A 21,365-nucleotide genomic window follows, 5' to 3' on the forward strand; every position below is an offset into this window, starting at 1 on the left:
GTTCACCAAGGCACCGGCTGCCCGGCCCAATCGAAAAAACCACCTGTATCGTCCGGGGCCAGCGCCTCGATCACTGACAGCAAATTCTGCGCGGCTTCGTCTGGTTCAACGGTCGCGTGGCGTCCTGCGTATTTTCGAGTGAACTCAGTGCGCACCGTGCCGGGATGCAGGGAAACGCATACCGCCTGCTTGTGTGTCCGCGCCAGTTCGATCGCCGAGGTGTGAACGATCTGATTCACAGCAGCTTTGGCCGCGCGGTAGCTGATCCACCCGCCCAGACGGTTGTCGCCAATCGACCCGACCCGCGCCGACAGCACCGCCACGACGGCCCGCCGGTCCCGCGGCAACAACCGCGCAGCTTGTGCCAAAACCAAAGCTGGCCCCACCGCGTTCAAAGCAAACTGATCCATCATCGCCTTGGCTGACAAAGCGCGGATCGTCTTTTCCGGCTCAGCCCCGTTGATTTCAAGCGCACCAGACGCAACGAAGATCAGGTCATAGGGTCCTCCAAGCGCTGCCAGAGCAGTACTGACGGTGTCTGGCTTGGTCAGGTCAAACCCAACCGAAGACCGGGACAAACCTGTTACCGCGACCGATTGTTTCTCCAACCGCCTACAAAGCGCCGATCCGATCCCGCCCGACGCGCCAATGATGAGTGCTTTTTTCATAGCCGATCACCTAGCAGCCCAAGCGCTTACTTCAACGCATCGCAAAAAACGTCCCTGCGCGTGTAAGACCTGTAAATTCCGTCTTTTCATTCGCGTTCCGCTCTGTATAACCTCAATCCCATGATCAACCACGCAGATATCCTTGTTGCCGACACCGCCCTTCGCGGTACGTGGCTGCGTGGCCTACTGATCCTAATCCGCCTCTGAGCGTGCCATCCGGCGCGCCCGCTCAGAGGAGGACGCCCGCGCGCCATAGGCTTTAGGACAGAAGAAGAAAGAGATTCCCATGACCAACGTGACCGACCAAGACCGCGTCTTGATCTTTGACACCACTTTGCGCGACGGCGAACAAAGCCCCGGCGCAACCATGACCCATAACGAAAAGCTCGAAATTGCCGAGCTGCTGGACGAAATGGGCGTCGACATCATCGAAGCAGGCTTCCCCATCGCCTCCGAAGGTGATTTCAAGGCCGTCAGCGAGATTGCCGAGCGGTCGAAAAACAGCCGCATCTGCGGTCTGGCCCGCGCCAATTTCGCAGACATTGACCGCTGCTGGGACGCCGTGAAACACGCACGGCAAAACCGCATTCACACCTTCATCGGCACCTCTCCGCTGCACCGCGCCATTCCGAACCTGACGATGGACGAGATGGCCGATAAAATCCACGAAACGGTTAGCCACGCGCGCAATCTGTGCGACAACGTGCAGTGGTCACCGATGGACGCCACGCGGACCGAGTGGGATTACCTGTGCCGCGTGATCGAGATTGCGATCAAGGCGGGCGCGACCACGATCAACATCCCCGACACGGTGGGTTATACCGCGCCAGTGGAAAGCGCCGACCTGATCAAGCGCCTGATCGAGACCGTACCGGGCGCGGATGAGGTGATCTTCGCCACCCACTGCCACAACGACCTCGGCATGGCGACTGCAAACTCGCTGGCCGCCGTCGCGGGCGGAGCGCGACAGATCGAATGTACCATCAACGGTCTGGGGGAACGCGCGGGCAACACCGCGCTGGAAGAGGTCGTCATGGCACTGCGCACCCGCAATGACATCATGCCGTGGCACACGGGTATCGACACCACCAAGATCATGCATATCTCGCGCCGTGTGGCGACGGTGTCGGGCTTCAACGTGCAGTTCAACAAGGCGATTGTCGGCAAGAACGCCTTTGCGCATGAAAGCGGCATCCATCAGGACGGGATGCTGAAGAACCGCGAAAACTTCGAGATCATGCGCCCTGAAGATATCGGTTTGTCCGGCACGTCTTTGCCCCTGGGCAAACACTCAGGCCGCGCGGCCTTGCGCGACAAGCTGGAAACCTTAGGCTTTGATGTTGGCGACAATCAGCTGAAGGACATCTTTGTTCGGTTCAAGGATCTGGCCGACCGCAAGAAAGAAGTCTTTGACGACGATCTCATCGCGCTGATGACCATGGATGAGCATGACGACTATCTGCAACTGGTGTCGATGAAAGTGACTTGCGGCACAGGCGGTCAGGCGGAATCGACGGTCGAACTTGAGATGGACGGCAAGGACATCATCGCCACAGAACACGGCGATGGGCCGGTTGATGCGACCTTCAAGGCAATCCGTGCGATCTATCCCAACAAGGCGCATCTGCAATTGTACCAAGTGCACGCGGTGACCGAAGGCACAGACGCCCAGGCCACAGTCTCGGTGCGGCTGGAAGAGGATGGCATGATTGCAACCGGTCAATCGGCCAACACCGATACCGTCGTTGCCTCGGCTAAAGCCTATATCCACGCGCTGAACCGCCTGATCATGCGACGCGAAAAGGCCGGTCCGGGCGCGGATGCACGTGAGATCAGCTATAAGGACCTGACCTGATCGTCTGAGAGCGCAGAGGCTCCCGCACCCGCGGCGGCCCGGCTTCGCCGACCCTTCTTGGGTTTTGGGCCCGGCAGCGCGCCTGCGGCGCGCTGCCGGGCCCAACTCAATTGACGGCATCTTTGATGCTGGCAATCGGGGCGGGAGGGCTTTCTACAACCGCTCAAACAAGGTGGATAGGCGCATAAACTCGTCCCGAATGCCAAACGGTGCGTTCAGAATGAACATTCCCGACCCGATCATACGGTGCCCCTCGCGCGCGGCTGGAAAGCGCACCTCGTGGCATGCTGCTTTGGGCAGGGTTTGCGCCCGCAGCGCCGCAATCATCGGCTTGTGTCGCCCATCGGTCAAGATAGGATACCACAACGCGATGACCCCAACATTCCACTTTCGGTGCACCTTGGAAATGAACCCCGGCAGGCGGTCATATTCCGATTTCACCTCATAGCTTGGATCGATCAGCAGCAAACCCCGCCGAGGGGTAGGCGGCAGCAATGAATGCGCCAGCGCATAGCCATCCTGCTTGTAGACCTTCGCTCCGAACCGCGAAACGGCCAGTGAGAGCGCCTCATATTCCTGCGGATGCATTTCAGCCAGATGCAAACTGTCGTGATCACGCAGCAAATTGCCCGCAATCAGGGGCGATCCCGCATATGCCTGCGCCCCGTGCGTTGCCTGAACGCTGGACAACGCCTTCGACAAAGGATGATCAGCACCAAACCACCCGTCACGCCGCGCGCGCTCAATTCCTGCCGCGGCCTCGCCGGTGCGGACCGCTTCAGCAGCGTCCAGCTTGTACAAACCCCGCCCCGAATGAGTCTCGACATAGGTCAGGGGTTTGTCCTTGCGCGCCAGATAATCCAGCATCCACGCCAGCAAAGCGTGCTTTTGCACGTCAGCCAGATTTCCAGCATGGTAAATATGTTGATATGAGAGCATGTTGCCTTCTAAAGTCCCTATCAATAAGGCGGAAAGGTGCTGATTGACGCGGAATCAGCCCTTTTACCGGGCGAGATGGCACCCTATAAGACATCCGTCCCGGAACCGTCGAGTCGCGGGCAGTGGTAATTTTGACGAACGGGATCATTAAAAGCATGGGAATCTTTGGCAATCTGGGCGGCTTGTTCACAGCGGACATGGCCATCGACCTTGGGACAGCGAACACGCTGGTTTATGTCAAAGGGCGCGGTGTGATCCTGTCGGAGCCTTCGGTTGTCGCCTATCACGTCAAGGACGGTGTCAAAAAGGTACTGGCCGTCGGTGAAGACGCCAAGCTGATGCTGGGCCGAACCCCCGGCTCGATCGAGGCGATCCGTCCGATGCGTGAAGGCGTGATTGCTGATTTCGACACTGCCGAGGAAATGATCAAGCACTTCATCCGCAAGGTGCATAAACGGTCTACCTTCTCGAAGCCCAAGATCATCGTCTGCGTCCCACACGGTGCGACCCCCGTAGAAAAGCGTGCGATCCGTCAGTCGGTTCTGTCGGCAGGTGCGCGCCGCGCGGGCCTGATTGCCGAACCGATTGCAGCCGCCATTGGTGCAGGCATGCCGATCACCGACCCGACCGGCAACATGGTCGTTGATATCGGCGGCGGCACCACCGAGGTTGCGGTTCTGTCGCTGGGCGACATCGTCTATGCGCGCTCGGTCCGCGTGGGCGGAGACCGAATGGATGAGGCGATCATCTCGTATCTGCGCCGTCAGCAGAACCTTCTCGTGGGCGAATCCACCGCTGAACGCATTAAGACCACCATCGGCACTGCCCGGATGCCTGACGACGGTCGTGGCCAGTCGATGCATATCCGGGGCCGTGACCTGCTTAACGGCGTACCCAAAGAGATTGAGATCAGCCAGGCTCAGGTCGCCGAGGCTCTGTCGGAACCCGTCCAACAGATTTGCGAGGCGGTAATGACAGCATTGGAAACCACACCGCCCGATCTGGCCGCCGACATCGTGGACCGGGGCGTGATGCTGACCGGCGGCGGCGCGCTGCTGGGCGATCTGGACCTTGCCCTGCGCGAACAGACTGGTCTGGCTGTGTCGATTGCCGATGAAAGCCTGAATTGTGTGGCTTTGGGCACCGGCAAAGCGCTGGAATATGAAAAACAACTGCGCCACGCGATTGACTACGAAAGCTAAGGCGCGCACCCTTTCGGGGTGAAAACTCGGGCAAGAGCAGCACGGGAAGGTAACCTGTGGCAAACGACCGATCACAGCGCGATGAATACACGGCCCCTCTGCGCCGCTTGCTGTTGGGGATCGTGGTGCTGTGCTTGCTGGGCATCTTTCTGGTCTGGCGCATAGACAGCCCTCGGGTCGAGCGGTTTCGGGCGCAGGTGGTGGACCGCGTGGTGCCGTCGATGGAATGGGCGATGGTGCCAGTGACGGCAGTCGTAAACCTTGTCCGCGATTTCCAAAGCTATCAGCGGCTAAGCGCACAAAACCAGGAGCTGCGCAGCGAGTTGCGCCTGATGCGGGCCTGGAAAGAGGCCGCGCTACAGCTTGAACAGGAAAACGCGCGCCTGCTGGACCTCAACAACGTGCGGCTGGATCCGCGCCTGACCTATATCACCGGGGTTGTGATGGCCGATAGCGGCTCGCCCTTCCGGCAATCGGTGTTGCTGAATGTGGGCGAACGGGACGGCATCATGGATGGCTGGGCCACGATGGACGGGATCGGCGTCGTCGGGCGCATTTCCGGCGTCGGCCCCGATACAGCACGGGTCATTCTGCTGACCGATGCGTCCAGCGCCATTCCGGCAACGATCCAGCCTTCGGGTCAAACCGCGCTGATCACCGGCGACAATACGCCTTCGCCCGCTGTGGAATTCCTGGAAAACCGCGAGCTTGTACGACCGGGTGATCGGGTCGTGACCTCGGGCGATGGCGGGGTGTTTCCTGGCGGCCTGCTGATCGGACAGATCGCCGCCGACCCCGGTGGGCGCCTACGTGTGCGCCTGTCCGCCGATTTCGAACGACTGGAATTTTTACGCGTGCTGCGCTTCCATTCGGCTCCACGTATCGAAGATTCCGGCGATGTCGTCGGCCCCAGACGCCCCGAAGCCGCCCTGACCCCATCGGAGGTCGGCGATGGATAGTCAGACTTCGCAGCTTTGGGCCAAACGCGGCTTGTATCTGTTTCTAGCCCTTCTGATCCTGTTTTTTCATCTGCTGCCACTGAACGCGCGGCCAGATCGCTGGCCCTTTCCTGATCTGATCATTGCGCTGACATTTGCCTGGGTGTTGCGGCGTCCCGAGTTTGTGCCCATCCCTCTAATCGCGGTGGTGATGTTGCTGGCCGATCTGCTGCTGCAACGTCCTCCGGGTCTGCTGGCCGCGCTGGTTGTGATGGGCGCGTCCTACTTGCGCAACGCAGCACCCGGCTTACGTGACGCCGGGTTCATGGGCGAATGGACCAGCGCCGCCGTCGTCATCACGGCTGTTTTTGCCCTCAACCGCGTCATTCTTGCTATTCTGTCCGTACAACAGGCAGCATTGGGTCCGGTCGTGATACAAGTGGTTCTGACGATTGCGGTTTATCCGCTGATTGTTTTGCTCAGCCAGAGCGGATTCGGCGTGCGGCGGGTTTCGACCTCGGAGTCCGGCGCAGTAGGAGCCCGCCCATGAAGCCACGCAAACAGAAATCGCAGGGTTTGGCCTATAAAAGACTGCCCCGTCGCGCATTTGTTCTTGGCGGGTTGCAGGCCGTGTTTATTGGCGGTCTTGCCGCACGGATGCGGTATATGCAGGTGGATCAAGCGGATGAATACCGCCTGCTGGCCGAAGAAAACCGCATCAACATCCGCCTGATCCCACCGACACGCGGTCGGATTTACGACCGCAACGGGCAGATCATCGGACAGAACTCGCCCTCTTACCGGATCGTGATGGTGCGCGAGGATGCGGGCGACGTAGACGCCGTTATCGCCAGACTGTCTGACCTAATCCCGCTGACCGATGATGAGATCGAGCGCGCCAAGACCGAGATGCGCCGCTCGGCCCCGTTCCTGCCGGTCACGCTGGCCGATCAGGTCACGTGGGAAGATATCTCGAAAGTCGCCGTCAACGCCCCCGCCCTGCCCGGTGTCACGCCCGAGGTCGGCATGACACGACAATATCCCAGATACGAGGACTTCGCCCATGTCGTTGGCTATGTCGGCCCGGTCAGCGACTATGACCTCAGCCAGATCGAAGACCCCGAACCCGTGCTGCGCATACCTCGGTTCCAGATCGGCAAGGTCGGGCTAGAAGCCAAACAGGAAATCAGCCTGCGGGGTAAGGCCGGGGCCAAACGAGTCGAGGTCAACGCCACTGGCCGCGTCATGCGCGAGCTTGACCGGCAGGAAGGTACCGCCGGGGCCGATCTGCAACTGTCTGTCGATGCCGATCTGCAGCAATACGCGCAGGCACGTCTGGCGGGCGAAAGCGCCGCTGCGGTCGTGATCGACTGCGAAACCGGCGATATCCGGGCGATAAGTTCAGCCCCCAGTTTTGATCCCAACCTGTTCGTGCGCGGCATCTCGGTCGCGGATTACCGGACCCTGACGCAGGACAATTACCGCCCGCTGGCCAACAAGACCGTGCAGGGCACCTACCCGCCGGGATCGACCTTCAAGATGATCACCGCCATGGCCGCGTTGGAGGCCGGAGTGATCGGACCATCGAACACCGTCTATTGCCCTGGCCACCTGAAGGTTGGCAGCCGCCGGTTCCATTGCTGGAAACGCGGCGGGCATGGCACAGTCGATCTGGAAACCTCGCTCAAACGCAGTTGCGATGTCTATTACTATGACGTGGCCCTGCGCACGGGGATCGACAAAATCTCGGACATGGCACGGACTTTTGGGCTGGGCATCAAGCATGACATACCGATGTCCGCCGTGGCCGCCGGGCTGGCGCCCAATCAAGACTGGAAGCGGCGTGTGCATGGGCAGGAATGGCTGGTGGGTGACACGGCCAATGCCTCGATCGGTCAAGGGTTCATGCTGGCCTCGCCGCTGCAACTGGCCGTGATGACCGCACGGATTGCGACCGGGCGATCTGTCTCGCCGCGTCTAGTTCGGTCGATGAACGGGGTCGAGCAACCCTCGGGCGCAGGTGAGCCGCTGAACGTCAACCCGCGTAATCTGGAACAAGTTCGGCAGGCGATGTGGACGGTATCGAATGACCGGCGCGGTACAGCTTATCGCAGCCGCATCATAGCCGATGATTTCCGAATGGCGGGCAAAACCGGCACCAGCCAGGTGCGCAACATCACTAAGGCCGAACGTGCCGCCGGCGTCATCCGAAACGAAGACCTGCCGTGGGAGCGTCGAGACCATGCTCTGTTTGTCAGCTTCGCGCCCTATGACAAGCCGAAATACGCGATTGCCGTGGTGGTGGAACATGGCGGCGGCGGGTCGAAAGCCGCAGCCCCTGTGGCGAGGGATATCATGTTACAGGCGCTCTATAATGGAACGCCGCCGTTGGACGCCTATCCGGTGGCAGACCGCGACCGGATCAAGGAACTGCAAAAGAAGCTTGAAGGCGATCGCCGTCCCAAAGCGCGCCCGTCCGAAAAGGACCGCGCATGAGCTATCTTGAATATACGGTCAAATCCACGCCCTCGGGGTTCCGCAAGTTCTTGTATATGAACTGGCCCCTGACCCTGCTGCTGATCAGCGTGGCCAGTGCTGGGTTCTTGATGCTATTCTCGGTCGCAGGCGGGTCATGGACCCCATGGGCCGAACCGCAGATGGAACGGTTCGGGCTGGGCCTGACGGTGATGTTCATCATCGCGCTTGTCCCCATCTGGTTCTGGCGCAACATGTCGGTTCTGGCCTATCTGGGCTCAATTGGCCTGCTGATCGTGGTCGAGCTGTTCGGGACGATTGGCATGGGCGCACAGCGCTGGATCGACCTTGGTTTCATGCGCCTGCAACCGTCCGAGGTGATGAAGGTCGCCCTTGTGATGGTGCTGGCCGCCTATTACGACTGGCTGCCCTCGCACAAAACCTCGCGCCCGCTGTGGGTGATCCTTCCGGTGATCCTGATCCTGATCCCCGTGTTCTTCGTGCTGAAACAACCCGACCTTGGCACCTCGATCCTGTTGCTGGCGGCTGGAGGCGGGATGATGTTTCTGGCAGGGGTCCACTGGGCCTATTTCGCCGCTGTCATCGCCGCCGTGGTCGGGCTGATCGCAACCGTTTTCAACAGCCGCGGAACCGAGTGGCAGTTGCTTAAGGACTACCAATTCCGCCGGATTGATACCTTTCTAGACCCCTCCACCGACCCGCTGGGCGCGGGCTATCACATTACTCAGTCCAAAATCGCGCTTGGATCAGGTGGTTGGAACGGGCGCGGCTTCATGCAGGGCACGCAATCGCGGCTGAACTTCCTGCCGGAAAAACATACCGATTTCATCTTCACCACATTGGCCGAGGAGTTCGGCTTTGTCGGTGGCATTACCCTGTTGATCCTTTATGGCCTGATCATCGTGTTCTGTCTGGTGACGGCGTTGTCGACCAAGGACCGGTTTTCGTCGCTGGTGACGCTGGGCATCGCGCTGAACTTCTTCCTGTTCTTCGCGGTGAACATGTCGATGGTGATGGGACTGGCCCCGGTCGTGGGTGTGCCCCTGCCAATGGTCAGCTATGGCGGCTCGGCCATGCTTGTCCTGATGGCGGCCTTCGGTATTGTGCAAAGCGCGCATATCCATCGTCCTCGCTGATTTGAAAGGCCTCCGATGCCCGTGAACGTCCTGTTTTCCGCGCGCCCTGAATTGTGGCCCGTGTATGAACCCCTCTTGTCAGACGGCTTGACCAATGCGGGGGTGGATGCGGCAATCGGAACGCAGATGGACCCGGATCAGGTCGATTACGTGGTCTATGCGCCAAACGGTGGGCTATTGGACTTCACGCCGTATTCGCGGCTGAAGGCCGTGCTCAGCCTGTGGGCCGGGGTCGAAAGCATCGCAGATAACGCGACCCTAACCGTTCCCCTCGCTAGAATGGTGGATTTCGGCCTGACGCAAGGCATGACCGAATGGGTGGTCGGCCACGTGCTGCGATACCATCTTGGAATGGACCGCCATATCACTGTTCAGGACGGCACATGGACACCCGAGGCCCCACCGCTGGCCCCTGAACGCACCGTCTGCATACTGGGCCTTGGCATGTTGGGCGAGGCATCCGCGCGGGCACTTGCTGTATTGGGTTTCAACGTCACGGGCTGGAGTCGGTCGCCCAAGGACATCCCCGGTGTCACCTGCCTGCACGGCGAAGACGGGCTACGCGCGGCTCTGACCACAGCTGAAATCGTCGTTCTGCTGCTGCCCGACACACCGGCGACCGAGAACCTGTTGAACGCGGAAACTCTCGCCCTGCTGCCTAAGGGCGCATGTCTGATCAATCCGGGCCGAGGCCCTCTCATCGACGACAGCGCCCTGCTGGATGCGCTGAACGCCGGACAAATCGGCCACGCCACGTTGGACGTGTTCCGGGTTGAACCCTTGCCAATCGACCACCCTTATTGGGCGCATCCGAACGTGACGGTCACGCCGCATATCGCCTCGGAAACGCGGCCAGTGACAGCCGCGCAGGTGATCGTTGAAAACATTCGACGCGGTGAGGCGGGTGAACCCTACCTGCACCTCGTCGACCGCGCTTTAGGCTACTAGCCCGCGCCCTTTCAGCAACGCCTCGACCCCCGGCAACCGGCCCCGGAAGGCCAGATACAGGTCTTCGGCCTCGCGGGAGCCTCCGGTGGACAGGATGTTCTCCTCCAGCGCCTTGGCGCGGTCGGGATCGAATGCGCCACCGGCCTCTTCAAAGGCGGCGAAGGCGTCGGCGTCCATGACCTCGGACCACATATAGCTGTAATAGCCCGCGCTATAGCCGTCACCCGCAAAGACATGCGCGAAATGCGGGGTGGCGTGGCGCATCCCGATGGCCGGAGGCATCCCAAGACCGTCCAGCACCTGCGCTTGTTTTGCCATCGGGTCCACCGGGGCCGCGCCGTCATGGAACTCCAGATCGACCAGCGCCGAGGCGACATATTCGACCGTCTGAAACCCCTGATCGAAATTGGCGGCCTTCAGCACCTTGTCCAGCATGTCTTGCGGCATCGGCGCGCCGGTTTCGGCATGGGTGGCGAACTCGGCCAGAACTTCGGGCACTTCCAACCAGTGTTCGTAAAGCTGGCTGGGCAGTTCTACGAAATCGCGCGCGACAGACGTACCCGATATGCTTTCATAAGTCACATCCGACAGCATCTGATGCAGCGCATGGCCGAATTCATGAAATAGCGTCCGGGCGTCATCATAAGACAGCAGCGCCGGATCGCCCTTTGCAAAATTGCAGACATTGATCACGACCGGAGCCTGCACTTTTGGAAAATTGGCCTGCGACCGCATCGCGCTGCACCACGCGCCGGATCGCTTGGAGCCCCGCGCGAAGTAATCCCCGATGAACACCGCGATATGCTGACCATTGCGCGTGACCTCCCAAGCGCGGCAATCGGGGTGGTAGAGCGGCACGTCCAGCGGCCCGAACTCCAACCCGAACAAGCGGTTGGCACAGGCAAAGGCGGCCTCGATCATCCGGTCCAGCTGCAGGTAGGGTTTCAGCGCCGCCTCATCCAGATCATGCTCGGCCTTGCGGCGTTTCTCGGCGTAGTAGCGCCAATCCCACGCGGCCAGTGGGCCATTGACCCCATCCGCCTGCATCATCTGCGTCAGAATCTCGGCGTCCGCATCGGCGCGGGCCTTGGCGGGTTCCCAGACCTGCATCAGCAGGTCACGCACCTTGTCCGGCGTGCGGGCCATCTCGGTTTCCAGCTTGTAGGCCGCGAAATTGTCATAGCCCAGAAGCTTGGCGCGCTCTTGGCGAAGGCTGAGGATTTCGGCGGCATTTTCGCGGTTATCCGTCTTGCCCCCATTCGCGCCACGCGCAGTCCAGGCCTTATAGGCCACCTCGCGCAGATCGCGGCGGGGCGAGAATTGCAGGAATGGGACGATGATCGAGCGGGACAGGGTGACAACGGGACCATCTACACCCTTTTCCTGCCCGGCAGCGCGGGCCGCATCCACGACGAAATCTGGTAGACCTTCCAGATCATCCTCGGACAGGTCCATGAACCACTCACGCTCATCCGCCAGCAGGTTCTGGGTAAAGGATGTACCCAGCGAGGCCAGCCGCGCCTTGATTTCCTGCATCCGCGCGTCTGCATCCCCGGTCAGCGCCGCGCCTGCGCGAACGAAGCCACGATGGGTCAACATCAACACCCGCGCCTGTTCGTCCGTCAGGCCCAGATCATCCTTGCGCGCCCACAGATCGGCCACCCGCTGAAACAACGCCTTGTTCGACGAAATGCCTGAGAAATGCGCCGCTAGTTTGGGCGAGAAGTCACGCTGCAGCTCTTCTCGCGCCGGGTTGCTGTCAGCCCCGGCCACAGTGAAGAAGACGGACAGGACCTTGTCCAATTGCTCACCCGCAGCCTCAAGCGCCTCAACCGTATTGGCAAAGCTGGGCGCGTCGGGGTTGTCCGCGATGGCGGCGATCTGCGCGTTATGCGCCTGCAAGGCCGCATCCAGCGCGGGCGCGAAATCGGTGTCGGCAATCGTGTCGAAGGGCGCGATTTCAAACGGTGTGGTCCAGTCGGACAGGATCGGGTTGGTCATGAAACTCTCCTTTGAGCACAACCTAGGAACGCAGGGCGGGATGATCCAGTGCGCGCGCTCAATTACCGCAAATCGGACAATCGGCGCGGCGCGACAGGGTGATCTTGCGGCTTTCCCCATAAAGCGCGTCATAGATCAGCATCTCACCGCGCAGAGCCTGCCCAGCCCCGGTGATCACCTTTATCGCCTCCACCGCCATCATCGAGCCCACAACGCCGGGCAGAGGGCCAATCACGCCAGCCTCGGCGCAGGAAGGCGCCAGCCCTGGGGCCGGAGCCTCTGGGAATATACACTGATAGCAAGGGGCATCATGGGCGGGATCAAAGACGCTCAGCTGCCCTTCCCATTGCGACAGAGCACCCGAGATCAGCGGCTTGCCCAGCGCAACCGCCGTGCGGTTGGCCAGATAGCGAGTGTCGAAATTGTCAGTGCCATCGAGGATCAGATCGAAATCGGCAAACAAATCCTGCGCGATCTCATCAGTCAGACGGCGGTGGTAAGGCAGCACGATCACATTAGGGTTTTGCGCCTGCATGGCCTGCTGCGCCGAGAAAACCTTGGGCATCCCGATATCCGCGTCGCGGTGTATGACCTGACGTTGCAGATTGGCATTTTCGACCTCGTCATCGTCGATAACACCGATGGTCCCAACCCCGGCGGCAGCCAGATATTGCAGCGCTGGCGCGCCCAGCCCCCCGGCACCGATAACCAGCACACGGGCCTGTTTCATCTTTTTCTGACCCGGCCCACCCAGTTCCCGCAACACGATATGGCGGGCATAACGTTCCAGCTCGGTTTCAGAGAATTGGTCGGATGGCATGGCGGACTCCTTCGTGGCAGGCGTCGCGCGGTTGCGTAACGCTTTCAGCACCCTTCCATAAACCAGAACCAGAACCGCGAAACCAGCCAGGATCAGCCACATCGCCGCAGAGCCGCCAGTCGCCTGACGCAAGGGGTGCCCGTCCGGTAGAACCAGCTGCGCCGTGATCACGCCCAACAGCAACACCCCGACGGATGTCATCCGCGCGGTGCGCGACACGCCAGCCAGATAGCCAACGCCCCACAGCCCGGCAGCCAGAATGAAAACCAACAGCATCAGCCGCGCCCGGTCGAGCCGAACCCACCCGCGCCGCGTTCGGTGTCGCTGAGCGTATCGGTAGACTCAAACGTGGCCTGAACGACCGGGGCCACGACAAGCTGCGCAATGCGTTCGCCGTGGGTGATCTCGAACACCTCCTGCCCGGCATTCAGCACGATCACACCCAGCGGGCCGCGATAATCGCTGTCGATCGTACCCGGCGTGTTGGGTAGCGTGATCCCATGTTTCAACGCCAGCCCGGACCTTGGACGCACCTGCACCTCATAGCCATTCGGGATTTCGATCCGCAGGCCGGTGGGAACCAAGGCGCGCTGTCCGGGTTTCAGCGTTATCGACGCTCCATCCGGTAGGTTGGCTCGAACATCCGCGCCCGCCGCACCAGTGGTTTCGTAGGACGGCAACGGTACTGAGGGGTCAGAGCCGTCCTCGCGGATCACGCGAATTGCAACCATCTTGTTTCCTTTCCCTCACGCGGTCAGCGCGTCGGCGATCTTGCGCGCCAACTGCTCGGCCACAGCGTCCTTGCTCATACGTGGCCATTCTTCGGCCCCTGCGTCCGAAATCAACGTGACCGCATTCTCGGACCCGCCCATGATGCCGGTGGCGGGACTGACATCATTGGCCACAATCCAGTCGCACCCCTTACGCGCGCGCTTCGCGGTGGCGTGTTCGATCACACTATCGGTCTCGGCGGCGAAGCCCACGACCAGCGCGGGGCGACCCGTTTCCAGATGCGAGATGCGTTTCAGAATGTCGGGGTTTTCCGCAAATTCCAGCGCGGGCAGGCCGTCGCGGGTTTTCTTTAGCTTCCGGTCCGAGGCGCTGGCCACCCGCCAATCCGCCACAGCCGCCGCAAACACGCCCGCATCCACGGGCAAGGCGGCGTCCACCGCATCCGACATCTGTTGCGCGGTCTCGACCGCAACCACCTGTACGCCTTGGGGCGGAGCCACATCCGCCGGGCCGGTGACAAACACCACCTCGGCCCCCAGCGCGGCGAGCGCCCTCGCCACCGCCGTTCCTTGCGCGCCCGAGGACCTGTTGGCGATATAGCGCACTGGATCGATGGGTTCATGGGTGGGGCCCGAAGTGACCAGAATACGCTTGCCCTGCAAGGGGCCGCCACCCAGCTGCGCCTCGACCGCCGCGACGATCTCCAGCGGTTCGGACATGCGGCCGGGGCCGTATTCGCCACAGGCCATGTCGCCCTCGTTCGGGCCAACAAAGCGGACACCATCCGCCTGCAGTTGCGTCAGATTGCGCTGCGTCGCGGGGTGATCCCACATCCGTACATTCATCGCAGGCGCGCAAAGAACCGGCGTGTCCGTCGCCATCAACAGGGTCGAAGCCATGTCGTTGGCCAGCCCGCTGGACATTTTGCCCATCAGATCGGCAGTGCCCGGGGCAACCACTACAAGATCGGCAGAGCGGGAGAGTTGGATATGGCCCATCTCGGCCTCATCGGTCAGATCGAAAAGATCGCGATAGACCTTCTCTCCGGCCAAGGCAGACACGGACAAAGGGGTCACGAATTCCTCAGCCGCGCGGGTCAGAACCGGGGTTACGGCCGCGCCGCGTTCGCGCAGGCGGCGGATGAGATCCAGCGATTTATAGGCTGCGATGCCTCCGCCGATGATCAGCAGAATTCGTTTCGATGCCAGCATGTTCAGCCCTTCCCGTCCCGGTCGGCCCTGACATTAGGCAAGCAGACCAGACAGTTCCAGCGGTTAATTCTGCGTCTGGAATGCCAGACAGGGGTCTTCGCGTTCGACCGAAGGGCTGTCGATCACCGCGTCAAACTCGCCTGAGATCGCGCCATCCTCGGACTGCCCCAACACAAAGACTTTCAGGCCGGGGCGCAGCCGGGACGTGAATGTCGGAATCCCGCGATCCTTGCGGGCATGCCCATTACCAGTGATCACAGCAATCGGCCCGCCTGTTTCGTCATCGGCACGCAAGATCGAACGCGTCAGAACCGCGTCGCGCAAACGTTGGATGGCCACCAACTGAGGCAGCGCCTCTTGCGGGAGCGCATCGCAATGCGCCGCCAGTTGATCTGCCTCGCGTTCAGCCTGATCCGCAGCCGAAAGAGGCACGGTCAGCCCATAGCGCGCCGCATCCGCGCCCAGCGCCGTGGCAGCACCCCGTTCCATTGCAGCGCGCGCCGCCGCACGGGGAACCATCGCCCCATAGACCGGCGCATCGGTAGCCTGAAAGACCGGGTAATACATGCTGAGAGACGGCCACCCCATCTCGGCCCATTTCAGGATACGGTCCAATTCCTCGGGGTTGGTCGCAGCTTTCTGAGCCAGCCGTTGCGCGCCCTCTTCGGTGACCATTTCCCAGACCACGGCCGAGGGGTTGATGATCTCCAACGCCTCTTTTTGGACGATGTGATGCTGTGGGTTGTCGTGGATTTCACCCAAAATCACTACATCCGCCGCGCGCATTGCGTCGGCAACATCATCAGGAATCAGTCCGTCGGCCCGGCCTACACCGGCTGTAACTACAAGCGCGCACAGCAGAATCGCAAACTGTCTCATGCGATGAAGTGTTGCACCTCGCGCGATTGCGCTTCAAGGTTCTTGCGCATTTTGACGAAAGCGGCGGCTTCTAGCTGACGCACACGCTCTTTCGACAGACCCAATTCCTGACCCAGACTTTCCAATGTCCGCGCCGGTTCGCGCAATTTGCGTTCGCGCACGATGAACTGCTCACGATCGTTCAGGGATCGCATGGCAGTTACCAGCCATTCACGCAACTGCGCGGTGTCATGGCTGTTCTCGACGGTTTCGGCGGCCTGCTCGCGCTCATCCTCCAGCGCGTCAATCCACTCGCGCCCATCCTCATCCGCAGATTGCACCGCATTCAGCGAAAAATCTGATCCAGACAAACGACCTTCCATCATTTCGACATCACGAAGAGGAACACCGATTTCGGTAGCGATCATCTGATGAAGCTGGTGCCTGTCCAATTCCATTCCTTCAGTCGCGGCTTCACGTTCCAGACGAGCCTGAACTCGGCGCATATTGAAAAACAGCGACTTCTGCGACGATGTCGACCCGGTGCGCACCATCGACCAGTTGCGCATCACATAGTCCTGAATGCTGGCTTTGATCCACCAGACCGCATAGGTCGAGAACCGCACCCCCCGGTCCGGGTCGAACTTGTCGGCGGCTTTCATCAGGCCCAAACCGGCCTCTTGAATCAAGTCATTCATCGGCGCGCCATAGCGTTTGAACTTGGCCGCCATAGAGATCGCCAGCCGCATATATGCGGTGATCAACCGATGCAGCGCCTTTTCATCGCGGTGGTCACGCCACGCATAGGCCAATTTCAATTCGGTCTCCGCGTCCAGCAATTCGGCCTTCATTGCCTGCCGTGACATCGAAAAATCGTTTGCGTTATCCAGTGCCATGGAAACCTCCCCTTTTCGCAGGCGCACCCCGGCCTTGCCTTGCCGACCTATGGTCGATACGCAGAACGAAACCGGGTGGATCACATGGAAGGTAAGAATAGTGTATCCGGATTTAACCTTTGTGATAGGCGGAGCTGCCTCGGGCAAGTCTGCATTTGCAGAACAACTTACTGTTTCAACAGAAAAAAGCCGAATTTATCTGGCGACATCACAAGTGTTTGATGACGAGATGCACAAAAAGGTGAAGCGGCATGTCGCCCAGCGCGGCGATGGCTGGACCACCATTGAGGCCCCGCTGGACCTGCGCCCGTCGCTGGCCACGCTGGACAAAAGCCAAGTTTGCCTGATCGACTGCGCCAGCATGTGGCTGACCAATCACCTACTGGCTGACAACGATCTGGATCAGGCGCAGGCGGACCTTTTGGATGCTCTGGCCGGATGTCGGGCCCCGGTCATCGTCGTCTCGAACGAGGTGGGCCAGGGCATTGTCCCCGACAACGCCCTTTCCCGCAGGTTCCGCGAGGCGCAGGGAAGGCTGAACATCGCGCTGGCGGCGCAGGCCGATCTGGTGGTGCAGGTCACGGTGGGCCTGCCCTTGGTTTTGAAAGGGCAGCTTCCATGACCCGGCTGCACCTTGTCCGCCATGGGCCGACCCATGCGAAAACCATGGTCGGCTGGTCCGACCTGCCCGCTGACCTCAGCGACACAGCGGCGCTCCAGCGCTTGCATGACCATCTGCCGTCTGATGCGGTTGTGATCTCGTCCGACCTGTCCCGCGCCGCCGATACGGCTTCGGCCATTCAGGGGATACGCACCCGCCTGCCCCACCACCCCGACCTGCGCGAGATCAATTTCGGCACTTGGGAGCTGCGTGGGTTCCGAGAGATTGAGGCCGAAGACCCTGACCTCGCCTTTGCTTATTGGGACAATCCCGGCGACGTGCGCCCCCCGGATGGCGAAAGCTGGAACGAGGTGCGCGCACGAGTGGATGCCGTGATCGACCGGCTGATGGCCGATCATACAGGGCACGATCTGGTCGTGGTGGTGCATTTCGGCGTGATCTTGACGCAGGTGCAGCGAGCGCTGGACGTGACCGCGCAAGAGGCGTTCAGCCACAAGATCGACAACCTCTCGGTCACGGAACTGACTCATCACGGGGATCGCTGGTCGGTCGGGCGGATCAATCACCTGGCGTGATGCACCTGCGCACAAATCACTGATTTACCGCCGCGTCATGCCGCGCCATTCTGTCCACATGACTTATGATCTGTTTATCGGGGACCGCCTGTTTTCCAGCTGGTCCATGCGCGGCTGGCTGATGCTTGAACGGTTCGGCCTGCCTTACAAAGCCCATATGATCGGCCTCTATTCCGGCACCATGGCCGAGGATATGAAGCCACTCGCCCCCGCCCGTTTGGTGCCCGCCTTACGCCTGCCCGACGGAACGGTGGTGGGCGAAAGCCTCGCCATGGCCGAAACGCTGGCCGAACGCCACCCCGAGGCCCGATTGTGGCCTGCAGATCCAGCCGCCCGCGCCACCGCCCGCTGGTTATGCGCCGAGATGGTGGCCGGGTTCACCGCCTTGCGCGGCGAATGCCCGATGCAGTTGCACCATTGCTGGACCGGGTTTGAACCCTCGGCAGATACCCTGCGCGACCTTGACCGGATCGAGACCCTATGGGCCCATTCTCGCAGCGTATCCGGGGCCACCACCGGTCCGCTGTTTGGCGCCTATTCCCTGGCGGATGTCTTCTATACGCCGGTGGCCGCGCGGATTATCGGCTATGGATTGCCGGTCTCGGACGCAACCCGAGCCTATTGCCTAGCTCTGCTGTCGGACCTGTCCGCACGCCAATGGCGCGCGATGGGATTGACTGTGACCTATGACCCTTTCCCCTACGCACTGGGATTGGCAACACAACCCTGGCCAGTCGGGTCGCTCCCAGCCCGCGCCGTTGATGCAGGCCCCTCGGTCAACGCCACCTGCCCCTATTCCGGCGACCCTGTGACGGATTTCCTTGAACTGGACGGGCGCATCTGGGGCTTCTGCAACCCGTTCTGCCGTGACAAAACCGCCGCAGACCCTGGCGCTTGGCCGAAATTCTCTGACATGGTCGCAGGCGTTAACGATTCCTAAACCGCCTGCGTGCCAGCAACGACCTGTTAACCCAAAAGGTCGTTCATGGTCGCCCGCTCTCATACCGTCGCTTTCCAAGGGGTCGAGGCCCGCCCGGTCGAGGTGCAATGCGCCGTCTCGCCGGGCCTGCCCGCCTTTTCCATCGTCGGCCTGCCCGACAAGGCCGTGTCCGAGGCCCGCGACCGGGTGCGCAGCGCGCTCAGTTCCATGGCCATCGCGCTGCCGTCCAAACGCATCACCATCAACCTTTCGCCCGCCGACCTGCCGAAAGAGGGCAGCCATTTCGACCTGCCCATCGCCGTCGCGCTGCTGTCTGCATTGGAAATAATCCCTCCCGATGCTGCCGAAGGCGCGGTTTCGCTGGGTGAGCTGTCATTGGTCGGATCGCTCGTACCCGTCGTCGGCGCCCTGCCCGCCGCCATGACCGCCGCCGCCGAAGATCGCGCGCTGCTGTGCCCCAAAGCCTCCAGCGCCGAGGCGGCTTGGGTCGATGCTACACAGGTTATTGGGGCCACATCAATGGGCGATGTGGTGCGGCATTTCTCAGGTCAGGCCCCTTTATCCGCCGCCCAACCCGGCGAGGTCTGCCTTGCGCCCAGCGTCCGCGACCTGCGCGACGTGAAAGGGCAAGAGCGAGCCAAACGCGCGTTAGAGATCGCCGCTGCCGGGCGGCATCACCTGATCATGATCGGCACACCGGGGTCGGGCAAATCGATGCTGGCCGCGCGTCTGCCGGGAATTCTGCCGCCTCTGACCCCATCCGAGGCACTGGAAACCTCTATGATCCAGTCGCTCTGCGGATTGCTTGACGAAGGCGGGATCAGCCACACCCGCCCATTCCGAGAACCGCATCACACCGCCTCGATGGCTGCGATTGTCGGCGGTGGTCGAGGCGCGAAACCCGGTGAGATTTCCTTGGCTCATAACGGGGTTCTGTTCATGGACGAATTCCCTGAATTTCCACGCACCGTTCTAGAAACCCTGCGCCAACCGATTGAAACGGGCGAGGTCATGGTGGCCCGCGCAAATGCCCATGTGAAATACCCCTGCCGCTTCATGCTGGTGGCCGCCGCCAACCCCTGCAAATGCGGCTACCTGACCGACCCTGCCCGCGCCTGTTCCCGCGCGCCGGTCTGTGGCGAGGATTATCTGGGCCGCATCTCTGGCCCGCTGATGGATCGGTTCGACTTGCGGATCGAGGTGCCTCCGGTCGGGTTCACCGATTTGGACCTGCCGCCTTCTGGTGACAGCTCCGCCACCGTTGCCGCACGGGTCGAAGCCGCACGCGCCGTGCAGGCTGAGCGGTTCGAGGGCATGGAGCCCCGCCAGAATGCGGATATGGAGGGCAAGCTGCTGGAAGAGATCGCCGCACCCGACGCCGAAGGCAAAGAGCTGTTGCTGAAAGCCGCCGAACGGTTCGGCCTGTCGGCGCGCGCCTATCATCGCATCCTGCGGGTCGCGCGCACCATTGCCGATCTTGAGGGCGCGCGGGATATCCGCCGCCCCCATGTGGCCGAGGCGCTGAGCTTTCGTATCAGCGCCCGGGCGGCGTCTTAAACCTTGGCTTCAATCGCCTGCCAGATTTTTTTAGCGATGTTGACACCGTCGAACCGTTCCAGCTCCTGAATGCCGGTGGGCGAGGTCACGTTGATCTCGGTCAGGTAATCTCCGATCACGTCGATGCCGACGAAAATCTGGCCTTTTTCCTTCAGCAAAGGACCAATGGCGGCGCAAATCTCCAAATCCCGGTCGGACAGGCCAATCTTTTCAGGGCGACCGCCCACATGCATGTTCGACCGCGTCTCGCCCTTGGCTGGCACGCGATTGATTGCGCCAACCGGCTCACCATCCACAAGGATCACACGTTTGTCGCCGTTGCTTACATCGGGCAGGAACTTCTGAACAATCAGCGGCTCGCGCGAGAAACCGGTGAACAACTCATGCAACGAAGTCAGGTTGCGGTCGTTGGCATCCAGCCGGAACACGCCCGCACCACCATTGCCATAAAGCGGCTTGAGGATGATATCGCCATGCTTTTCCTTGAAAGCTTTGATTGTCTGCAGATCGCGCGCAATCGTTGTCGGTGGCGTCAGATCGGGGAAATCCAGCACCAGCAGCTTTTCGGGGTAATTGCGCACCCAAAACGGATCATTGACCACCAGCGCCTTGCCCTTCAAACGGTCTAACAAATGCGTCGAGGTGATGTAGTGCATATCGAACGGTGGATCCTGCCGCAGCCAGACCACATCGAAATCGGCCAGATCAACCTCACGCTCAGGCCCCAGTTCAGCCGGGTTTCCTGCCACACGCTGCACCGTCATGTCATGGCCGCGTGCTTTTATGCGCCCTTCCTGATACGCCAACTGATCCGGTCCGTAGAAAAACAGCGAATGCCCACGTGCCTGCGCCTCTTCGGCCAGTCGGAATGAGCTGTCTGCATTGATATCCACGGCCCCGATTGGGTCCATCTGAAAGGCGATTTTCATGGCGTGTCCCTCAGTTTCACGCCAGATACATGGCCCAGCGAG

The 21,365-nt window shown here is 61.1% G+C and carries 20 protein-coding genes; 11 read left to right on the plus strand and 9 right to left on the minus strand.

Features of this window, described 5'->3' with window-relative positions:
- Positions 1-2: 2 nt before the first annotated feature.
- Positions 3-668: an SDR family NAD(P)-dependent oxidoreductase gene (locus ACR3E7_RS10890; RefSeq protein WP_170772440.1), complete on the minus strand. Its 666-nt coding sequence runs from the start codon at positions 666-668 to the stop codon at positions 3-5.
- 286 nt (positions 669-954) lie between these two features.
- Here ACR3E7_RS10890 and ACR3E7_RS10895 point away from each other — a divergent pair, with 286 nt between their 5' ends.
- Positions 955-2,523, plus strand: a complete 1,569-nt coding sequence (locus ACR3E7_RS10895) for a 2-isopropylmalate synthase (RefSeq protein ID WP_170772442.1) — start codon at positions 955-957, stop codon at positions 2,521-2,523.
- Positions 2,524-2,676: 153 nt separating this feature from the next.
- Here ACR3E7_RS10895 and rlmJ read toward each other — a convergent pair whose 3' ends face one another.
- Positions 2,677-3,462 (minus strand): 23S rRNA (adenine(2030)-N(6))-methyltransferase RlmJ, encoded by a 786-nt coding sequence (gene rlmJ, locus ACR3E7_RS10900; RefSeq protein WP_480504544.1) that lies wholly within the window; start codon positions 3,460-3,462, stop codon positions 2,677-2,679.
- A gap of 155 nt (positions 3,463-3,617) precedes the next feature.
- Between rlmJ and ACR3E7_RS10905 the strand changes: the two genes are divergently transcribed.
- From ACR3E7_RS10905 to ACR3E7_RS10930, 6 genes are read left to right on the plus strand one after another with little or no spacing between them, the layout of a single operon-like run.
- Positions 3,618-4,664, plus strand: coding sequence for a rod shape-determining protein (locus ACR3E7_RS10905; protein WP_039523195.1), 1,047 nt, complete (start codon positions 3,618-3,620; stop codon positions 4,662-4,664).
- 56 nt (positions 4,665-4,720) lie between these two features.
- The gene (mreC, locus tag ACR3E7_RS10910) at positions 4,721-5,623 is read left to right on the plus strand and encodes a rod shape-determining protein MreC (protein WP_170784818.1); all 903 of its coding nucleotides are present in this window, start codon (positions 4,721-4,723) and stop codon (positions 5,621-5,623) included.
- Complete coding sequence (locus ACR3E7_RS10915) at positions 5,616-6,152, plus strand: rod shape-determining protein MreD (RefSeq protein ID WP_170784820.1); 537 nt, start codon at positions 5,616-5,618, stop codon at positions 6,150-6,152. Before mreC ends, ACR3E7_RS10915 begins: the two co-directional genes overlap by 8 nt.
- Positions 6,149-8,098, plus strand: a complete 1,950-nt coding sequence (gene mrdA / locus ACR3E7_RS10920) for a penicillin-binding protein 2 (protein WP_480504541.1) — start codon at positions 6,149-6,151, stop codon at positions 8,096-8,098. The genes ACR3E7_RS10915 and mrdA overlap by 4 nt, the downstream gene beginning before the upstream one ends.
- Complete coding sequence (rodA, locus tag ACR3E7_RS10925) at positions 8,095-9,234, plus strand: rod shape-determining protein RodA (RefSeq protein WP_170784822.1); 1,140 nt, start codon at positions 8,095-8,097, stop codon at positions 9,232-9,234. Before mrdA ends, rodA begins: the two co-directional genes overlap by 4 nt.
- 15 nt (positions 9,235-9,249) lie before the next feature.
- The gene (locus tag ACR3E7_RS10930) at positions 9,250-10,182 is read left to right on the plus strand and encodes a 2-hydroxyacid dehydrogenase (RefSeq protein WP_170772452.1); all 933 of its coding nucleotides are present in this window, start codon (positions 9,250-9,252) and stop codon (positions 10,180-10,182) included.
- Here ACR3E7_RS10930 and ACR3E7_RS10935 read toward each other — a convergent pair.
- The 6 genes from ACR3E7_RS10935 to ACR3E7_RS10960 form a co-directional block, all read right to left on the minus strand.
- Positions 10,171-12,183, minus strand: coding sequence for a M3 family metallopeptidase (locus ACR3E7_RS10935; RefSeq protein WP_480504539.1), 2,013 nt, complete (start codon positions 12,181-12,183; stop codon positions 10,171-10,173). The two genes, ACR3E7_RS10930 and ACR3E7_RS10935, sit on opposite strands and share 12 nt — an antisense overlap.
- Positions 12,184-12,241: 58 nt before the next feature.
- Positions 12,242-13,279: a HesA/MoeB/ThiF family protein gene (locus ACR3E7_RS10940; RefSeq protein ID WP_480504537.1), complete on the minus strand. Its 1,038-nt coding sequence runs from the start codon at positions 13,277-13,279 to the stop codon at positions 12,242-12,244.
- Complete coding sequence (gene dut, locus ACR3E7_RS10945; RefSeq protein WP_480504535.1) at positions 13,279-13,734, minus strand: dUTP diphosphatase; 456 nt, start codon at positions 13,732-13,734, stop codon at positions 13,279-13,281. Before dut ends, ACR3E7_RS10940 begins: the two co-directional genes overlap by 1 nt.
- A gap of 15 nt (positions 13,735-13,749) precedes the next feature.
- Positions 13,750-14,946, minus strand: a complete 1,197-nt coding sequence (gene coaBC, locus ACR3E7_RS10950; protein ID WP_480504533.1) for a bifunctional phosphopantothenoylcysteine decarboxylase/phosphopantothenate--cysteine ligase CoaBC — start codon at positions 14,944-14,946, stop codon at positions 13,750-13,752.
- Between the two features lie 63 nt (positions 14,947-15,009).
- Positions 15,010-15,825: a ChaN family lipoprotein gene (locus ACR3E7_RS10955; protein WP_480504531.1), complete on the minus strand. Its 816-nt coding sequence runs from the start codon at positions 15,823-15,825 to the stop codon at positions 15,010-15,012.
- The gene (locus ACR3E7_RS10960; protein WP_170772462.1) at positions 15,822-16,700 is read right to left on the minus strand and encodes an RNA polymerase factor sigma-32; all 879 of its coding nucleotides are present in this window, start codon (positions 16,698-16,700) and stop codon (positions 15,822-15,824) included. Before ACR3E7_RS10960 ends, ACR3E7_RS10955 begins: the two co-directional genes overlap by 4 nt.
- 100 nt (positions 16,701-16,800) lie before the next feature.
- Between ACR3E7_RS10960 and cobU the strand changes: the two genes are divergently transcribed.
- Genes cobU through ACR3E7_RS10980 form a run of 4 tightly spaced genes read left to right on the plus strand, consistent with a single transcriptional unit; the run spans position 16,801 to position 20,394 of the window.
- Entirely contained in the window at positions 16,801-17,322 is a 522-nt protein-coding gene (gene cobU / locus ACR3E7_RS10965; RefSeq protein WP_170789755.1) for a bifunctional adenosylcobinamide kinase/adenosylcobinamide-phosphate guanylyltransferase, read from the plus strand.
- Complete coding sequence (locus ACR3E7_RS10970) at positions 17,319-17,897, plus strand: histidine phosphatase family protein (RefSeq protein ID WP_480504528.1); 579 nt, start codon at positions 17,319-17,321, stop codon at positions 17,895-17,897. Before cobU ends, ACR3E7_RS10970 begins: the two co-directional genes overlap by 4 nt.
- A gap of 58 nt (positions 17,898-17,955) precedes the next feature.
- Positions 17,956-18,837 carry a glutathione S-transferase gene (locus tag ACR3E7_RS10975; protein WP_480504550.1) on the plus strand — a complete coding sequence of 294 codons (882 nt, stop codon included), beginning with the start codon at positions 17,956-17,958 and terminating at the stop codon, positions 18,835-18,837.
- 45 nt (positions 18,838-18,882) lie between these two features.
- The gene (locus ACR3E7_RS10980; RefSeq protein WP_480504527.1) at positions 18,883-20,394 is read left to right on the plus strand and encodes a YifB family Mg chelatase-like AAA ATPase; all 1,512 of its coding nucleotides are present in this window, start codon (positions 18,883-18,885) and stop codon (positions 20,392-20,394) included.
- On the opposite strand, the gene gshB is transcribed toward ACR3E7_RS10980, so the two are convergent.
- Complete coding sequence (gene gshB, locus ACR3E7_RS10985) at positions 20,391-21,323, minus strand: glutathione synthase (RefSeq protein ID WP_480504525.1); 933 nt, start codon at positions 21,321-21,323, stop codon at positions 20,391-20,393. The two genes, ACR3E7_RS10980 and gshB, sit on opposite strands and share 4 nt — an antisense overlap.
- Positions 21,324-21,365 lie beyond the last annotated feature (42 nt).

This window comes from Ruegeria sp. BK1 (assembly GCF_056535645.1).